15 protein-coding genes are annotated in these 16,223 nt (G+C 63.2%); 8 read left to right on the top strand and 7 right to left on the bottom strand.

Features of this window, described 5'->3' with window-relative positions; translation table 11 throughout:
* Positions 1-143: 143 nt before the first annotated feature.
* Positions 144-1,037, top strand: a complete 894-nt coding sequence (locus tag ABLU73_RS16955; RefSeq protein WP_264924096.1) for a LysR substrate-binding domain-containing protein — start codon at positions 144-146, stop codon at positions 1,035-1,037.
* A 228-nt stretch (positions 1,038-1,265) separates the two neighbouring features.
* Here the strand turns inward: ABLU73_RS16955 and ABLU73_RS16960 are convergent, their stop codons facing one another.
* From ABLU73_RS16960 to ABLU73_RS16975, 4 genes are all read right to left on the bottom strand, one after another.
* On the bottom strand, positions 1,266-2,456 hold the full coding sequence (locus ABLU73_RS16960) for a cytochrome c biogenesis protein/redoxin (protein ID WP_087771401.1): 1,191 nt from the start codon (positions 2,454-2,456) through the stop codon (positions 1,266-1,268).
* Between the two features lie 102 nt (positions 2,457-2,558).
* Positions 2,559-3,902, bottom strand: coding sequence for an ATP-binding protein (locus ABLU73_RS16965; RefSeq protein ID WP_348850311.1), 1,344 nt, complete (start codon positions 3,900-3,902; stop codon positions 2,559-2,561).
* On the bottom strand, positions 3,899-4,639 hold the full coding sequence (locus ABLU73_RS16970) for a response regulator (protein WP_017900551.1): 741 nt from the start codon (positions 4,637-4,639) through the stop codon (positions 3,899-3,901). Before ABLU73_RS16970 ends, ABLU73_RS16965 begins: the two co-directional genes overlap by 4 nt.
* Positions 4,640-4,725: 86 nt before the next feature.
* Complete coding sequence (locus tag ABLU73_RS16975; protein WP_062914077.1) at positions 4,726-5,718, bottom strand: alpha/beta hydrolase; 993 nt, start codon at positions 5,716-5,718, stop codon at positions 4,726-4,728.
* 242 nt (positions 5,719-5,960) lie between these two features.
* Here ABLU73_RS16975 and ABLU73_RS16980 point away from each other — a divergent pair, with 242 nt between their 5' ends.
* The 7 genes from ABLU73_RS16980 (at position 5,961) to pqqF (ending at position 12,613) form a co-directional block, all read left to right on the top strand.
* On the top strand, positions 5,961-6,980 hold the full coding sequence (locus ABLU73_RS16980) for a dipeptidase (protein ID WP_064187191.1): 1,020 nt from the start codon (positions 5,961-5,963) through the stop codon (positions 6,978-6,980).
* A gap of 136 nt (positions 6,981-7,116) precedes the next feature.
* Entirely contained in the window at positions 7,117-7,188 is a 72-nt protein-coding gene (pqqA, locus tag ABLU73_RS16985; protein ID WP_002905689.1) for a pyrroloquinoline quinone precursor peptide PqqA, read from the top strand.
* A 54-nt stretch (positions 7,189-7,242) separates the two neighbouring features.
* Positions 7,243-8,169 carry a pyrroloquinoline quinone biosynthesis protein PqqB gene (gene pqqB / locus ABLU73_RS16990; RefSeq protein ID WP_200982771.1) on the top strand — a complete coding sequence of 309 codons (927 nt, stop codon included), beginning with the start codon at positions 7,243-7,245 and terminating at the stop codon, positions 8,167-8,169.
* Positions 8,163-8,918, top strand: a complete 756-nt coding sequence (gene pqqC / locus ABLU73_RS16995; protein ID WP_004143685.1) for a pyrroloquinoline-quinone synthase PqqC — start codon at positions 8,163-8,165, stop codon at positions 8,916-8,918. Before pqqB ends, pqqC begins: the two co-directional genes overlap by 7 nt.
* Positions 8,919-8,920: 2 nt before the next feature.
* Positions 8,921-9,199, top strand: coding sequence for a pyrroloquinoline quinone biosynthesis peptide chaperone PqqD (gene pqqD / locus ABLU73_RS17000; RefSeq protein ID WP_004202592.1), 279 nt, complete (start codon positions 8,921-8,923; stop codon positions 9,197-9,199).
* Positions 9,186-10,328, top strand: coding sequence for a pyrroloquinoline quinone biosynthesis protein PqqE (gene pqqE, locus ABLU73_RS17005; RefSeq protein WP_264923998.1), 1,143 nt, complete (start codon positions 9,186-9,188; stop codon positions 10,326-10,328). The genes pqqD and pqqE overlap by 14 nt, the downstream gene beginning before the upstream one ends.
* Positions 10,328-12,613 (top strand): pyrroloquinoline quinone biosynthesis protein PqqF, encoded by a 2,286-nt coding sequence (gene pqqF / locus ABLU73_RS17010; RefSeq protein ID WP_264923997.1) that lies wholly within the window; start codon positions 10,328-10,330, stop codon positions 12,611-12,613. Before pqqE ends, pqqF begins: the two co-directional genes overlap by 1 nt.
* On the opposite strand, the gene ABLU73_RS17015 is transcribed toward pqqF, so the two are convergent.
* The 3 genes from ABLU73_RS17015 to ABLU73_RS17025 all read right to left on the bottom strand — a co-directional run bounded on the left by ABLU73_RS17015 (position 12,610) and on the right by ABLU73_RS17025 (position 16,220).
* Entirely contained in the window at positions 12,610-13,347 is a 738-nt protein-coding gene (locus ABLU73_RS17015) for a glutamine amidotransferase (RefSeq protein WP_048324318.1), read from the bottom strand. The genes pqqF and ABLU73_RS17015 overlap by 4 nt on opposite strands.
* A gap of 108 nt (positions 13,348-13,455) precedes the next feature.
* A complete protein-coding gene (mrdA, locus tag ABLU73_RS17020) occupies positions 13,456-15,366 on the bottom strand; it encodes a penicillin-binding protein 2 (RefSeq protein WP_017900544.1) in 1,911 nt (636 codons plus the stop codon).
* 221 nt (positions 15,367-15,587) lie between these two features.
* Positions 15,588-16,220, bottom strand: coding sequence for a LysE family translocator (locus ABLU73_RS17025; RefSeq protein WP_004202603.1), 633 nt, complete (start codon positions 16,218-16,220; stop codon positions 15,588-15,590).
* Positions 16,221-16,223: the final 3 nt, after the last annotated feature.

Genomic DNA, 16,223 nt, shown 5'->3' on the forward strand with positions numbered 1-16,223 from the left:
AGTTCTCTTATCGGCTTTTTTATGCCTGCCTGCGCTACCGACGCGCTTCTACGCTTCTCGCCGTAGGTTCGTTGACGCCTGCCCGCCGCGATGCCACAGTATGGTCCCGATAATGGCAATCGCCAGAACCTAACGTCCCGGTAATAAGGATGATAATGGAGAAACGCTTACCCGGCCTCGATCTCGACGCCCTGCGCAGCTTTGTGACCGGCATGGAGTGCGGCAGCTTCGCCCTGGCGGCGCAGCGTCTGGCGCGCTCCACCTCCGCCGTCAGCGCCCAGCTTAAAAAGCTGGAGGGCCAGTGCGGCGCCGCGCTGGTGGTAAAGCAGGGGCGGCACCTGGCGCTGACCGCGGAAGGCGAAAAGTTAATGAGCTACGCCAGGCGGCTGCTGGCGCTCAATGATGAAACCCTGCGCGCGCTGCAGGGCGAGCGGCTCACCGGCGAAATTCACCTTGGCATGCAGGAAGATTTTGGCGAATCGCTGATGCCGGGGATCCTTGGGCAGTTTACCCGCCACCATCCGCAGGTACGGATAGTCGCGAGGGTGGATCGCAATGGCCCGCTGCGCCAGGCGCTGGCGGAGGAGACGCTGGATCTGGCGCTGCTGTGGCAAACCGAAGATCAGGGTCCGGGGCTGGGCCGCTGTCCGCTGGCGTGGATTGCGCATCCTGACTTTGACGTTCGCGCGCTGCTGGCGTCCGGCGAGCCGCTGCCGCTGGTGATGTTCGACAGCCCGTGCCTGATGCGTTCCCGCGCCATTGCCTGTCTCGATGCCGCTGGGATCCCCTGGCAGGTGGTGTTCGTCAGCGGCAGCCTGAGCGGCATCTGGGCGGCGGTGCAGGCCGGCCTGGGGCTGACGGTTCGCACCCGCATCGGCATGCCCGGCAATCTGCGCCCCGCCGGCGGACTGCTGCCATCCCCTGGCAGTCTGGTCGTCAGTCTGCAACAAACCCCGCGTCAGGAACCCCATTCCGCCGCGGTCGCGCTGCTCGGCGAACTGATGACCGAGGCCCTACAGGGGTGGGTTGAAAGGTGACAGTGTCACGATAACTCCCCTAACCCTCTCCCGAAGGGAGAAGGAACCGTTCGGCAGTCACCGGCAAGGGGTATTCTGCGCCGTTCCCGTTTCAGTGCCCGGTGGCAGCTGCGCCTTACCGGGCCTACATTCTTCCTACGCGCTCCCGTAGGCCGGGCAAGCGCAGCGCCGCCCGGCATCAGGTATAAGGCCTGGAGGGATCCATCCGCCAGAGGCCTGCGCCGCGGGTCAGGCTTTGCTCTCCTGCAACAGCTGCTGGATCACCTGCTCCTGGCGGGCATAATCCCCTTCGCCGAAGGCGGTATAGCGAAGCTGCCCGCGAGCGTCAAAAATGTAATGCGCCGGCCAGTATTGATTGCCAAAGGCGTTCCAGATGCTGTACTCATTATCCGCCACCACCGGGTAGGTTATCCGCCACTCCTTCACCGCCTGGCGAAGCAGCGGCAGCGAACGCTCCCAGGGATATTCAGGAGTATGCACGCCAATCACCACCAGCCCGGCCGCGCGGTATTTGTTCGCCCAGTCGCGCACGTAAGGCAGGGTATGCTGGCAGTTGATGCACTCCCGGGTCCAGAAATCCACCAGCACCACTTTGCCCTTCAGACGCTCCGGGGTTAACGCCGGGCTATTGAGCCATGCGCTGCCCCCCACCAGCGAAGGCATGGCGCTGCTGGGCTCGGGCATAGCGATCGGTTGCAGAACCGTTTTCTGCGTCGGCTGCGGCAGACGGGCGGCCAGCCGCTGCTCCAGCGCCTGACTCCACCCTCCCGCGCTTTGCAAATAGCGGTCGCCGCCGCTGGCGATCAGCGCCACCGAGGCCAGCATCGCCACCCCCGCCAGCCGGCGCAGCCGTTCGCCGAACGCCAGCCCGAAACGCAGACGGGCAATCAACGCCGCGCCGCACCACCCGAGCAGGAATAACATCAGCGCCCCGCCGCTGCCGTAGGCCAGCAGCAACCCACCGGTGGTCGCCTGGCCCGGATGCACAAAGCCCAGGCTCAGTATCGCCCCCAGTACCGGCCCGGCGCACGGCGCCCACAGCAGCCCCACCGCCAGCCCGGCCAGCAACGAACCGATCCAGCCGCGCTGGCGTGAGCTGGCGTCGTTAAGCTGATTCCCCAGCGCCACCAGCGGTGAAGTCAGCCGCTGTGCGATGCGCTGCGAAAGCAGACTCAGCCCGACAAGGGCGAAGAACGCCAGCGCCAGGCTGCGTCCAACCAGAGTCAGATTGACCACCCAGCCGCTGGCGACCGTCACCAGCCACGAGACAACGCCGAACATCAGCGCCATTCCCGCCAGCATGATCGCCAGCTGCCCCCGGCGGCCCCGGACGCTGGCGAACAGCAGCGGGATCACCGGCAGCGTACAGGGGCTCAGCAGGGTTAACATCCCGCCGAAAAACGCAATTAATATCGACATCGCCTTCTCCTCATTGTGTCGTCGCTGCCGGGAGTGGCAGCCACGACATTACAGCAAGGAGATGTAGGGCGGATGTGTCAGGAAAGCGGGAGAATTGTCGGCTTAGTTTTCCAACTGCGCCGGAGATACAGCAGGATACAATCCCTGCCCGGCGAGACGCACGCTGGCGTCCAGGCCGCCCTGCGGGCGGTTGGACAGGCGCAGCGTGCCGTTCATCTGGCTGACCAGCTGCGCGGCGATCGCCAGTCCCAGACCGGTGCCGCCGGTATCGCGATTGCGCGAGTCCTCCAGGCGAAAAAAGGGCTGCAGCACCGCCTGCAGCGACGCCTCAGGGATCCCCGGCCCCTCATCCAGCACATGGATAGTGATATCCCCGGCGGCGTCGCGGGTCAGGGTTACCGTTACCGTGGCGCCGAATTTCAGCCCGTTATCGATAAGGTTAGTCATCACCCGGCGCAGGGCCTGCGGTGGGATCCACACCACCCCGGCGCTCTCCTCGGGGCAAAACCGCACCGGCCGGCCAACGTCGGCATAATCGCAGGCGATACTGTCGAGAAAGGCGTCAAGGTTCAGCCGCTGGCGCGCCTCCGCCAGCGGCTGTGAGGTGCGGGCGAAGGCGATACCTTCGCGCACCAGGCGGGTCATATTGTCGAGATCCTGCAGCAGTTTGTCGCGCAGTTCCGGCTGGTCGGCCATCTCCACCCGCAGCTTCATCCGGGTGATCGGCGTTTGCAGATCATGGGAGATGGCGGCGAGGATCCGCGCCCGCTCCTGCAGATGATCGTGGATGCGGGTCTGCATCGCGTTAAACGCGCGGGCGGCACGGCGCACCTCCTCCGGCCCCTGCTCGGCCATGGTTCCCGCCGTGTCGCTGGCCGGCTCAAGCGCATTCACCGCATGGGTAAAACGGGTGATGGGCAGCAGTACCTGGCGAACCGCATACCAGGCGCAGGCCAGCAGGAGGACAAACTGAGCGATCAGCACCACCGGCAGCCAGCGGGCGATGGGCGGTAGCTTCGGCCACAGGTCGAGGGTCAAGGGGGCGCCATCGTGGAGGGTAATATGGGCCTGGATATGCTGACGCGGACCGGGGATCGCCACAATACTCACCGGATATTGCGCGCTCAGCGCCTCCTGCAGGGAGCGCGCCGCGTCCCGGGCGCGCCAGCTGTCCGGGTAGTCGCCGCGTTCGCCGGCGTCCAGCTGATAGCGGTAGTTGCCGCGCGCCAGCTTCGGCAGCCATTGCGGGCGTTCAGCGGGCGGCAGACGGTCGAGGATCGCCACGCTGGTGGCGACATCAGACGCCAGATTGCCCAGCATCACACTGCGGGCGCTGCTCATTCGCTCATAAAACAGCAGCGACAGGGTTAAGGTGTTCGCCAGCAGCAGCGCCAGAAACAGCAGCGCCATCAGCCTCGACTGCAGCGAGACGGGCCAGAACCTCATTCATGCCTCTCGCGGATGGAGACCGGGACCGACAGCACATAGCCTTCGCTACGCACCGTCTTAATATAGGCCGGCTCCCGGGCATCCTCCCGCAGGCGCTGACGCAGTCGGCTCACCAGCAGGTCGATTGACCGTTCGAACAGTTCGGCGTCGCGTCCCTGGGTCAGATTGAGCAGCTGATCGCGGTTCAGCACCCGCTGGGGATGGTCGAGAAACACCCGCAGCAGTCGATACTCCGCCCCGCTGAGGGCGACAATCGCCCCGCTGTCGTCCAGCAGATGGCGGGCGGCGGTATCGAGCAGCCAGTCGCCAAAGGCGATCAGCCTGCCCGCCTCGGTGATCTGCAGGTTGGGCGGCAGCGCCCGGGTGCGGCGTAAAATGGCCTTGATGCGCGCCAGCAGTTCGCGGGCCACAAAGGGCTTCACCAGATAGTCGTCCGCCCCCATCTCGAGGCCGAGGATCCGGTCGCTGTCGTCGGTGCGGGCGGTGAGCATCAGCACCGGAATATCCTGCTGCGGGTTAGCGCGCAGCTGGCGACAGAGCGTTAAGCCATCCTCGCCCGGCATCATGATATCCAGCACAATCAGGTCGATTTGATGGTTTTTGAGCACCGACCACATGGCTTTGCCGTTCGCCGCGCCGCTGGCGCGGTATCCCGATTTTTCCAGATAGTCGACAATCAGTTCCCGGATGTCGCGGTCGTCATCGACGACCAGGATGTGGTCAATACGCTCCAAAGGCTGCTCCTGCGGCAAAATAAACTCTTCACAAGCATAAGCCGTGTTGCCGGAAGCGCAACGTCGCGCCGCCGGCAAGTCGCGGGTTACAACCGATCGGCGTCCACCACCGCCTGCACAAACGCCGTCGGATCCTCCTGCGGCGGGTTATGGCCCACCGCCCCCGGCAGATCCCGGTGCTCATATTTACCGGTAAATTTGGCCCGGTAGCTGGCCGGAGCCGGATGCGGCGCGCCGTTATTCGCCCCTTCCAGAGTGATGGTGGGCACGGTTATCGGCGGCAGCGCCGCCAGCCGTTGTTCATAGCCGGCATACTTCGCTTCCCCCTTCTCCAGCCCCAGGCGCCAGCGGTAGTTGCTGATGGTGATCGCCACGTGGTCCGGGTTATCCAGCGCCCGGGCGGTTTTGGCAAAGGTCGCGTCGCTGAATGGCCACTGCGGAGACGCCTGATGCCAGATAAATTTCGCAAAGTCGTGGGTGTTCTGCCGGTAACCGGCTTCGCCGCGCGGGGTGGCAAAATAGAACTGATACCACCACGACAGCTCCGCCTGCGGCGGCAGCGGTTTTTCGCCAATCTGCTGACTGCTGATCAGATACCCGCTCACCGAGACCAGGGATTTCACCCGCTGCGGCCACAGCGCGGCGACGATATCCGCCGTGCGCGCCCCCCAGTCAAAGCCGGCCAGATCTGCCTGCCTGATGTTCAGGGCGTCCATCAAATGGACAATATCGGCCGCCATCGCCGACGGCTGACCATTACGCGGCGTTTTCGCCGACAGGAAACGGGTGGCGCCGTAGCCGCGCAGATACGGCACAATCACCCGGTAACCCTTCTGCGCTAAAGCCGGCGCCACCTGGGCATAGCTCTGAATATCGTAGGGCCAGCCGTGCAGCAGAATCACCGGCTGGCCGTCCCGCGGACCGATATCCACGTAGCCAATATTCAGATCGCCAGCGTGGATCTGGTGGATGTTGTCGAACGCCCCCGCGTCTTCAGCGGCGCAAACGGCGGCGGACCACAGGGTGGATAACCCCAGCGCCGCGGCGCTGGTATACCGGATCAGGGATAATCTGTTCATCGCTTTCTCACCTTTTATCTTCGTCAAGAGAGTACGTGACCAGTTAAGCGGAAATTTGTATCCGCCATGTGCCCGACCGGGGCCATTTTTATCTCTTAATGTCAGGGACCCGCCGCGGGATACAGTGTGATACACAGTTCACGTTGGCAATTGTTGCGGGCTTGTGAATTTCTGCTTGCCCCCGGGCATAAATCCGCTACCGTGTCAGCCATTTTTACCACCTGATAACCCAGGAGCCCGCTATGGCGATTTTTGATGGTCACAATGACCTGCTGCTGAATCTCTGGCTTCACCATCGCGAGGATCCGGTGACCGCCTTCTTTGCCGGGATAGAGAACGGCCACCTCGATTATCCGCGTATTCTCCAGGGCGGTCTGGCCGGCGGCCTGTTCGCCCTCTTTGTGCCGCCGCAGGAGTACATCGCCCGTATGGCGCCGCAGTACGCCAGCCAGGCGTGGGATCCCTTAACGATCCTCTGGCAGCAGCTGGCTATTCTCAAGGCGATTTGCGCCCATGACGCCAGCCGCGCCCGGCTGTGCCTGAGCGCGGCGGATATCGAACGCTGTCGTCAGGATAAGGCGCTGGCGATGGTGGCGCACATCGAAGGCGCCGGCGGGTTCGACGCGCAAGGCGACGATCTGCAGGACTTTTATCGCGCCGGGGTGCGCAGCATCGGTCCGTTCTGGAATATCGCTAATCGCTTCGGCTGCGGGGTCACCGGCGCCTTTCCCGGCAGCCCGGACAGCGGGCCGGGTCTTACCGGCGAGGGCATCGCGCTCATCGCCCAGGCCAACGCCCTGAAGATGCAGATCGATGTTTCGCACATGAATGAACAGGCTTTTTGGGATACCGCCCACCATTCCACCGCCCCGCTGGTGGCCACCCACTCCAATGCCCACGCCCTGTGCCCGCAGCCGCGCAACCTGACCGATCGGCAACTGCGGGCGATCCGCGACAGCGGCGGCGTAGTGGGCGTCAATTTCGGCAACGCCTTCCTGCGCGCCGACGGACGGCGCGATAGCGACACGCCCATCGCCACCATCGTCCGGCATATCGACTATCTTATTAACATAATGGGTGAGGATCATGTGGCCCTCGGTTCGGATTTTGACGGCGTCACCCTGCCGGACGCGCTGGGGGATGTGGCCGGCTTACCGCTGCTAATCAATGCCTTGCGTGACAGCGGCTATGATCAATTGGTGCTGGATAAGCTGCTGTGGCGTAACTGGCTGCGGGTATTAAAACATGTTTGGCAACAATAGGTTATATTGTAAACATAAAGTTAAATCCTTACAGATTCCGGGTTGATCTCTCACCCGGTGAAGCGCAATATGCGGCGGCCGTCACAGATCCTGCATTATCCGTGAGGCCTGTGGTCATTTTTAAGAGGAACAAAACATGTGGAAGAAACCTGCTTTTATCGATTTACGTCTCGGTCTGGAAGTGACGCTGTACATTTCTAACCGCTAATCGCCCCGCCCGCCGTTCGCGCGGGCATCTTTTTACATTACCCGGTCCGTCTTCATGTTCATTAAAGTCCTCGGTTCCGCCGCCGGCGGCGGTTTCCCGCAATGGAACTGCAACTGCGCCAACTGCCAGGGTCTGCGCGACGGCACGATCCAAGCCAGCGCCCGCACCCAGTCGTCGATCATCGTCAGCGATAACGGTCAGGAGTGGGTGCTGTGCAACGCCTCGCCGGATATCAGTCAGCAGATCGCCCACACGCCCGAGTTAAATAAAGCCGGCGTGCTGCGCGGAACGCATATCGGCGGCATTATTCTCACCGACAGCCAGATCGACCACACCACCGGGTTACTGAGCCTGCGCGAAGGCTGCCCGCACCAGGTGTGGTGCACCCCGGAGGTCCATGAGGATCTCTCCACCGGTTTCCCGGTGTTTACCATGCTTCGACACTGGAACGGCGGCCTGGTGCATCACCCCATCGCGCCGCAGGAGCCTTTTACCGTTGACGCCTGTCCTGATTTGCAGTTTACCGCGGTGCCTATCGCCAGCAACGCGCCGCCCTATTCACCGTATCGCGACCGGCCGCTGCCGGGCCATAACGTGGCGCTGTTTATCGAAAACCGCCGCAACGGGCAGACGCTGTTCTACGCACCGGGGCTCGGTGAACCGGATAAGACCATTCTGCCATGGCTGCAAAAAGCGGATTGTCTGCTGATCGATGGCACCGTCTGGCAGGATGACGAACTGCAGGCCGCCGGCGTTGGGCGCAATACCGGCCGCGATATGGGCCACCTGGCGCTCGGTGATGAGCACGGGATGATGGCCCTGCTGGCCTCCCTGTCGGCAAAACGTAAAATTCTTATTCATATCAATAACACCAACCCGATCCTTAACGAGCGGTCTCCCCAGCGCCAGGCGCTGACGCAACAGGGGATTGAAGTGAGCTGGGACGGGATGGCTATCACCCTTCAGGAAACCGCATGCTGATCACCGACACGCTGTCGCCGCAGGCCTTTGAAGAGGCCCTGCGGGCCAAAGGCGCCTTCTACCATATTCACCACCCTTACCACATTGCCATGCATAACGGCGACGCGACCCGCGAGCAAATTCAGGGCTGGGTGGCGAACCGGTTTTACTACCAGACCACCATTCCGCTGAAAGACGCGGCGATCATGGCCAACTGCCCGGACGCGCAGACCCGGCGCAAATGGGTGCAGCGGATCCTCGACCACGATGGCAGCCATGGCGAGGACGGCGGGATTGAAGCCTGGCTGCGGCTGGGAGAAGCGGTCGGTCTGAGCCGCGACGATCTGCTCAGCGAGCGCCACGTCTTGCCCGGCGTGCGCTTCGCGGTGGATGCCTATCTTAACTTCGCCCGTCGCGCCTGCTGGCAGGAGGCGGCCTGCAGCTCTCTGACCGAGCTGTTCGCCCCGCAGATCCATCAGTCGCGCCTCGACAGCTGGCCGCAGCACTACCCGTGGATCAAAGAGGAAGGCTATTTTTACTTCCGCAGCCGTCTGAGCCAGGCCAACCGCGACGTGGAGCATGGCCTGGCGCTGGCGAAGGCCTACTGCGACAGCGCTGAAAAACAGAACCGGATGCTGGAGATCCTGCAGTTTAAGCTCGACATTTTATGGTCGATGCTTGACGCCATGACCATGGCCTATGCCCTGCAGCGCCCGCCCTATCATACGGTCACCGACAAGGCGGCCTGGCACACGACCCGACTGGTGTAACCATGCAAAAAACCTCCATCGTCGCCTTTCGTCGCGGCTACCGTCTGCAGTGGGAAGCTGCCCAGGAGAGCCATGTGATCCTCTATCCGGAGGGAATGGCTAAACTCAATGAGACCGCCGCGGCGATCCTCGAGCTGGTCGATGGCCGGCGCGACGTCGCGGCAATTATCGCCGTGCTCAACGAACGCTTCCCGGAAGCCGGTGGCGTCGATGACGACGTCATCGAGTTCCTGCAGATAGCCTGTCAACAGAAGTGGATCACCTGCCGTGAGCCAGAGTAAACCCGCCGTCAATCCGCCGCTGTGGCTGCTGGCGGAGCTAACCTACCGCTGCCCGCTGCAGTGCCCCTACTGTTCGAATCCGCTGGACTTCGCCCAACAGGACAAGGAGCTGACCACCGAACAATGGATCGAGGTCTTTCGCCAGGCGCGGGCGATGGGCAGCGTACAGCTGGGCTTTTCCGGCGGCGAGCCGCTGACCCGTAAAGATCTGCCAGAGCTGATCCGCGCCGCGCGCGACCTCGGATTCTATACCAACCTGATCACCTCCGGCATAGGGCTGACGGAGAGCAAACTTGACGCCTTCAGCGAGGCCGGGCTGGACCATATCCAGATTAGCTTCCAGGCCAGCGATGAGGTGCTCAACGCTGCGCTGGCCGGTAACAAAAAAGCCTTCCAGCAGAAGCTGGCGATGGCCAGGGCGGTAAAAGCGCGCGACTACCCGATGGTGCTCAACTTCGTTCTTCACCGGCACAACATCGATCAGCTGGATAAAATTATCGCGCTGTGCATTGAGCTGGAAGCGGATGACGTTGAGCTGGCCACCTGCCAGTTCTACGGTTGGGCGTTCCTCAATCGCGAGGGGCTGCTGCCGACCCGGGAACAGATCGCCCGCGCCGAGCAGGTGGTCGCCGACTACCGGCAGAAAATGGCCGCCAGCGGCAATCTCACCAACCTGCTGTTTGTCACCCCGGACTATTACGAAGAGCGGCCGAAAGGCTGCATGGGCGGCTGGGGATCGATTTTCCTCAGCATTACCCCGGAAGGCACCGCCCTGCCGTGCCACAGCGCGCGTCAGCTGCCGGTGGCGTTTCCGTCGGTGCTGGAGCAGAGCCTGGAGTCGATCTGGTATGACTCGTTCGGCTTCAATCGCTACCGCGGGTATGACTGGATGCCGGAGCCGTGCCGCTCCTGTGATGAAAAAGAGAAAGACTTCGGCGGCTGCCGCTGCCAGGCCTTTATGCTGACCGGCAGCGCCGATAACGCCGACCCGGTGTGCAGCAAATCGCCGCATCATCACAAAATCCTCGACGCCCGGCGCGAAGCGGCCTGCAGCGACATAAAAGTCAGCCAGCTGCAGTTCCGCAACCGTACCCGCTCGCAGCTGATCTACAAAACCCGGGACCTGTAATGACGCTGGCGACACGCACCGTCACGTTGCCGGGCGGCCTGCAGGCCACCCTGGTCCATCAGCCGCATGCCGATCGCGCCGCGGCCCTGGCGCGGGTCGCCGCCGGCAGCCACCACGAACCATCGCGCTTTCCCGGTCTGGCGCACCTGCTGGAGCATCTGCTGTTTTACGGCGGTGAGCGCTACCGGGATGATGACCGGCTGATGGGCTGGGTGCAGCGCCAGGGCGGAAGCGTGAATGCCACCACCCTGGCCCGCCACAGCGCGTTCTTTTTCGAGGTCGCCGCCGATGGTCTGGCTGACGGTGTCGCGCGTCTACAGGAGATGCTGCAGGCGCCGCGGCTGCTCAGGGAAGATATTCAGCGTGAAGTGGCGGTGATTGACGCCGAGTACCGCCTGATCCAGCAGCATGAGCCGTCGCGCCGGGAAGCCGCCGTGCGCCACGCCGCCAGCGCGCCCGCGGCCTTTCGCCGCTTTCAGGTAGGCAATGCCGACGCGCTGGCGGGCGATCTCCCTGCACTGCAGGCGGCGTTACGTGATTTTCACCGCACCCATTACGTCGCCCGGCGGATGCAGCTCTGGCTGCAAGGGCCGCAGTCGCTGGAGGCGCTCGGCGAGCTGGCGGCCCGTTTCGCCGTCGGGCTTGCCGCAGGCGAGGCTCCACCGCCGGCGCCGCCGCTGCGCCTGGGCGAGTCCACTGCACTGCAGCTGGCGGTCTCCAGCCAGCCCGCGCTGTGGCGCTGCCCGCTGATCGCCTTAAGTGACAACGTCACGTTATTGCGCGAGTTTTTGCTTGATGAAGCCCCTGGCAGCCTGATGGCCGGGCTGCGCCAGCGTGGCCAGGCGCAAGAGGTGGCGCTGAGCTGGCTGTATCAGGATCGGCACGTCGGCTGGCTGGCGCTGGTCTTCGCCAGCGACCGGCCGGAACAGGTCGACCAGCAGATAACCCACTGGCTGCAGGTGCTACGGCAGACGACGCCAGACCAGCAGCAACACTACTATCAGCTGTCCTGGCGCCGTTTTCAAACGCTGTCGCCCCTCGATCAGCTGCGCCAGCGGGCATTCGGCTTTGCCCCCGGCGGGCCGCCCGTCGGGTTCGCCGATTTTTGCGCCGCCCTGCAGGCCGCCCCCACGGTCAGCCTGGCCTGCCAGACCATTTCCCCAGGGGAGCCTGTTGCCACCCAGGGCTTTAGCCTGCCGCTTAGCCGGTGGTGGCGCCGCCCGGTCTCTGACCCGGCGCTGGAATTCGCTTTTTATCCGCAAGCCGCTGGCGGCCTCGCCGCGGAAAACCCGGAGAAAGCTGCGCCGCTGCTCCACCTCCCGTCACCGGGCGAGCCGCCGAGGCTCCTGCTCCGACCGCCCTTCTACTGCTCGTCCGATCTGGCCGAAGGGCTGGCGCGCGGGGAACAGCTGCGCCCGCTGCTCTCCGCGCTCCGCCACGCCGGGGGCCGCGGCGAGTGGCATCGCGTCGACGGCAGCTGGCAGTTGCTCCTGCAGTGGCCAGCGTCCGGCCAACGGCCGGCGGCGATTCTGCAGGCCATTGTGCGGCAGCTCGCACTCCCGGTCGCCCCGCTGGCCCCGCCGCCGGAGAGTATTGCTATCCGTCATCTCATGGCTTTGCTCCCCGATCGGTTGGGCGCATCAGAGCTTCAGGAAGGTTGGCTGGCGGCCCTGACCGGCGGCAGCGCAGAGGATGCGCAGTGGATCGCGCGCCAGCTGAGCCTGCTTAGCGCCCGGGTTAACCCGCCGGGCAACCTCCCCGTCCCCTGCCGCCGCGGCGTCGAACGGCTGACTTTCCCCGGGGGCGATACAGCGCTGCTGGTCTTTATTCCGCTGCCGGAAGGCGCCTCGCTGGCGGCCCTGCGGGTGCTGGCGCAGCGCTGTGAGCCACTCTTTTTCCAGCGCCTGCGGGTGGAGCAGCAGATCGGCTATGTGGTGAGCTGCCGCTATCAGCGCGTCGCCGATCGCGACGGGCTGCTGATGGCGCTCCAGTCCCCGGATCGCCGCGCCGTGGCGCTGCTGCGCTGTTGCAACACCTTTTTGCGCCAGCTGCCGCCGCTTGATGAAGCGACCTTCAGGCCGCTACAGCAGCGCCTGGCCGCACAGGTTCGCACCCGGACGCCGCCCGAGGCGCAAGCGCTGGCCGTCCTGCGTCAGAAGTATGGTTTAGCGGAGCTGACGCCGCAGGCGGCTGACGCGCTGCGCGTTGAAGAGGTCGACGACCTGGCCTACGAGATGTCCCGCCGTCGTCGCCGCTGGCGGGTACTGTTCACTGCCGGGGATTAATGGCCGGGGGCATCAGGGGGCAGATAGGCACTGACGAAGCGCGAGAGGATCGCCGCGGCCTGCGGGCTCTCCTGCACTTCATCGTGTAATCGTTTCGCGTCGATGCCCTCCGCCTGCAGCACCGCCTCCCGGTAGCGGATCAGCGAGCGGGCAATCGGCGCGGTGAATTCCGGGTGAAACTGCGTGGAGACCGCGTGCGGCCCGTAGCGCACGATCTGGTGGGGATCGTGGGAGGATGCGGCCAGCACCGTGGCCACCTCCGGCAGACGGGTCACGGTTTGCAAATGGCTCAGATGCGCGGGAAAAGCGGCCGGCAGGCCCCGCAGCAGCGGGTCGTCGACACCCCACGGCGATAGCGAAACGGTCTGGCTGCCGCTTTCCCGTCCGGCGGGATGATACGCCACCTCGCCGCCCAGGGCATGAGCCATCAGCTGATGGCCATAGCAAACGCCGAACAGCGGCATGCCGATAGCCACCGCCTGACGGATCCAGTCGGCGGTCCGTTCGCTCCATGCCAGACGGTCGGTCACCATCGCCCAGGAGCCGGTCAGCACCGCCACCGTCTGGCGATCCGGCGCCGGCAGCGGCTCGTCCTCAAACACCCGTACCGCGGTGAGCTGCGCCTGCCACGGCGCCAGCAGCGTGCGGAACCAGCGCGGCAGATCGCCATGCTCCTCACGGATGGCTGCCGGCGGCGTCCCGGTCTGAACCAGCAATAATCGGTTACGTGTCACCCTTCCTCCTCGCTCGTCATGTTCCCTAAAATACTATGCCGCCGGGAAGATGATGGGACAAATAACCAATTTCTATGAACGATGCGCCTGCGGAATAAGTCCAGCCGCTTACTGGGCGTCCGCGCTCTCCCGCTGCGGCACGTCGGCTGCGGCCGCCGGCGCCTGCTGCGGGACAAAAATATGGTCCAGAATGGCGCGCGCCGTCGGTCCGGCCACCACCCCATCCCCGCCGCCGTTCTCCAGGATTAGCGCCATCGCCACCTTCGGATGCTGATAAGGGGCAAACAGGGTATAGAAGATGTGATCCCGCAGACGCACCGGGATCATTTTGGCGTTATAGGTCTGGTTTTGCTTCAGACTGAACACCTGCGAAGTCCCGGACTTCGCCGCAATCTGGTACGGCGCGGTATGGAACAGCTTGTAGCCGGTGCCGTTGGGCAGATTCGCCATCCCATACATACCGTTGCGCACAATGCCCCAGTACGGGGATTTTGGATCGCCCACCTGCGGCAGGTTCGCCGGCTGCTGATAACGTTCCACATGATTGCCCTGCTTCATCGAATAGAGCAGATGCGGGTCCTGCACCTTACCGTTGTTCAGCAGCGTGGTGAGCGCTTTCACCATCTGGATGGGGGTGGCGATCCAGTATCCCTGGCCGATACCGACGGAGATGGTATCCCCCTGGTACCAGGGCTTTTTATGCACTCGCTGTTTCCACTCCCGGCTGGGCAGCACCCCGCTATACTCCTCATTGAGATCGATGCCGGTGGACTGGCCGTAGCCGAATTTGCTCAGCCACTCATGGATCCGGTCGATGCCCATCTCGAAGGCAACCTGGTAGAAAAAGGTGTCCGCCGACTCTTCAATGGCTTTGGTCACGTTGAGCATGCCGTGGCCGGTTTTCAGCCAGTCGCGGTAGCGACGCTGCGTGCCCGGCAGGGTCCACGTCGGCGCCCCGAAGAAGGTGGTGTTCGGCGTGATCACGCCGGCGGAGAGCGCCGACAGCGCCATATAGGGCTTCACCGTCGAGGCCGGGGGATACAGCCCCTGGGTGACGCGGTTGATCAGCGGCCGGTCCGGGTTATCCAGCAGCGATTTATAGGCCTGATAGCCGATACCTTTGACGAACGGGTTAGGATCATAGCTGGGGCTGGAGACCATCGCCAGCACCCCGCCATCCCGGGGATCGACCACCACCACCGCCGCGCGCTGCCCCTTCAGCACCGACTCAATATACTGCTGCAGGTGCAGGTCAAGGGTCAGGTAGAGGTTTTTCCCGGCCACCGGCGGTACTTCTTTCAACAGACGCACCACCCGGCCGTGGTTGTCCACTTCCACCTCCTGGTAGCCGGTGGTGCCGTGGAGCGCTTTTTCGTAATAACCCTCGATCCCCTGCTTGCCGATATTGTGGTCGGCAGCATAGTTCTCCTCTTCGCCATCTTTCGCCAGCCGCTGCAGGTCGCTGTCGTTGATTTTCGACACATAGCCCACCACGTGCGCCAGCTCTGCGCCGTAGGGGTATTCACGCTGCTGATAGCTCTCCACCGTCACCCCGGGGAAACGGAATTCGTTGACCGCGAAGCGGGCCACCTCCACGTCGCTGAGGTCGGATTTGAGGGTAACCGCTTTATAGCGGCTGCTGTGGTGCATATCGTCGCGGAAGCTGGCGATGTCGTCCGGCGTCAGGTCGACAATCGGCGTCAGGGTTTGCAGCAGCGCGGCCATATCGGGAATTTTGCTCGGGATCACCTGCAGGCGATACAGGGTAATATTCTGCACCAGCGGTATGCCGTTGCGATCGAATATCAGCCCGCGGCTGGGGGCGATGGGCAGCATTTTAATATCGTTTTGGTTGGAGCGGGTCTGGTAGAAATCGTGCTGCTCCACCTGCAGATGGTAGAGGTTGAAAATCAGCACGCCAAAGCAGACCACCACCAGCAGAAAGGCGATTGCGGCCCGGCGGATAAACAGCATCTCTTCCGCGGAGTGGTCGCGAATTTCATCTCTCAAAAGGGGCATTAGCGGTACATCACCTGGATCACGGGAAAAGCCAACGGCGTAACGGCCGGGAAGCATAGCCTTATCGCGGCGTTAGCCCTACTGAAAGGTTGCTAATGATCTGGCAGAAATGTTTCAGCATGTTAGAGCCTGGAGAGCCTTTCTCTGTGGCAGAAAGGCGTCAGGGTGCGAGGTTAGCCAGCGACGGATATCGCTGGCCTCCCTTTTCCCGACAAACCCGGTTATTTTCTGGCCTCAAAAGCGATCTTAACCGCCATTCCGGCCAGTACCGTCGCCATCAGCCAGCGTTGAAATTGTTGCCAGCCCGGCCGCCGGCTAAGAAATAACGCCACCTGCCCGGCCAGCAAGATAATCAGGCCGTTCACCGCCACACTGATTAATACCTGAGTACAGCCTAACATTAACGACTGGCTGAGCACGCTACCGAGTCCGGGGGTGATAAACTGCGGCAGCAGGGACAAATAGAGGATAGCAACTTTGGGGTTCGCCAGGCTGGTGATAAATCCCATCAGAAACAGCTTACGCCCACTGTCCGCAGGTAATTCACGCACCGCGAATATCGGCCTCCCTCCTGGTTTTATCGCCTGCCACGCCAGATAGAGCAAATAAGCGACCCCGCATAAACGCAAGGCATCGTAGGCATAAGGGACCGCGAAAACCAACGCGGTAATGCCGAAAGCGGCACACAGCATATAGAAGAAAAAGCCCACGGCAACCCCGGCAAGGGAGATAAAGCCAGCGCGTTTTCCCTGGCAAATCGAACGCGAAGTGAGATACATCATATTGGGGCCGGGGGTTAACACTAATCCCAGCGCCACCGCGGCAAAGGCCATTAATGAAGCGAATTCAGGCATAAC

This window comes from Klebsiella sp. GG_Kp175, from assembly GCF_040062325.1.
Classification (GTDB): domain Bacteria; phylum Pseudomonadota; class Gammaproteobacteria; order Enterobacterales; family Enterobacteriaceae; genus Klebsiella; species Klebsiella quasipneumoniae.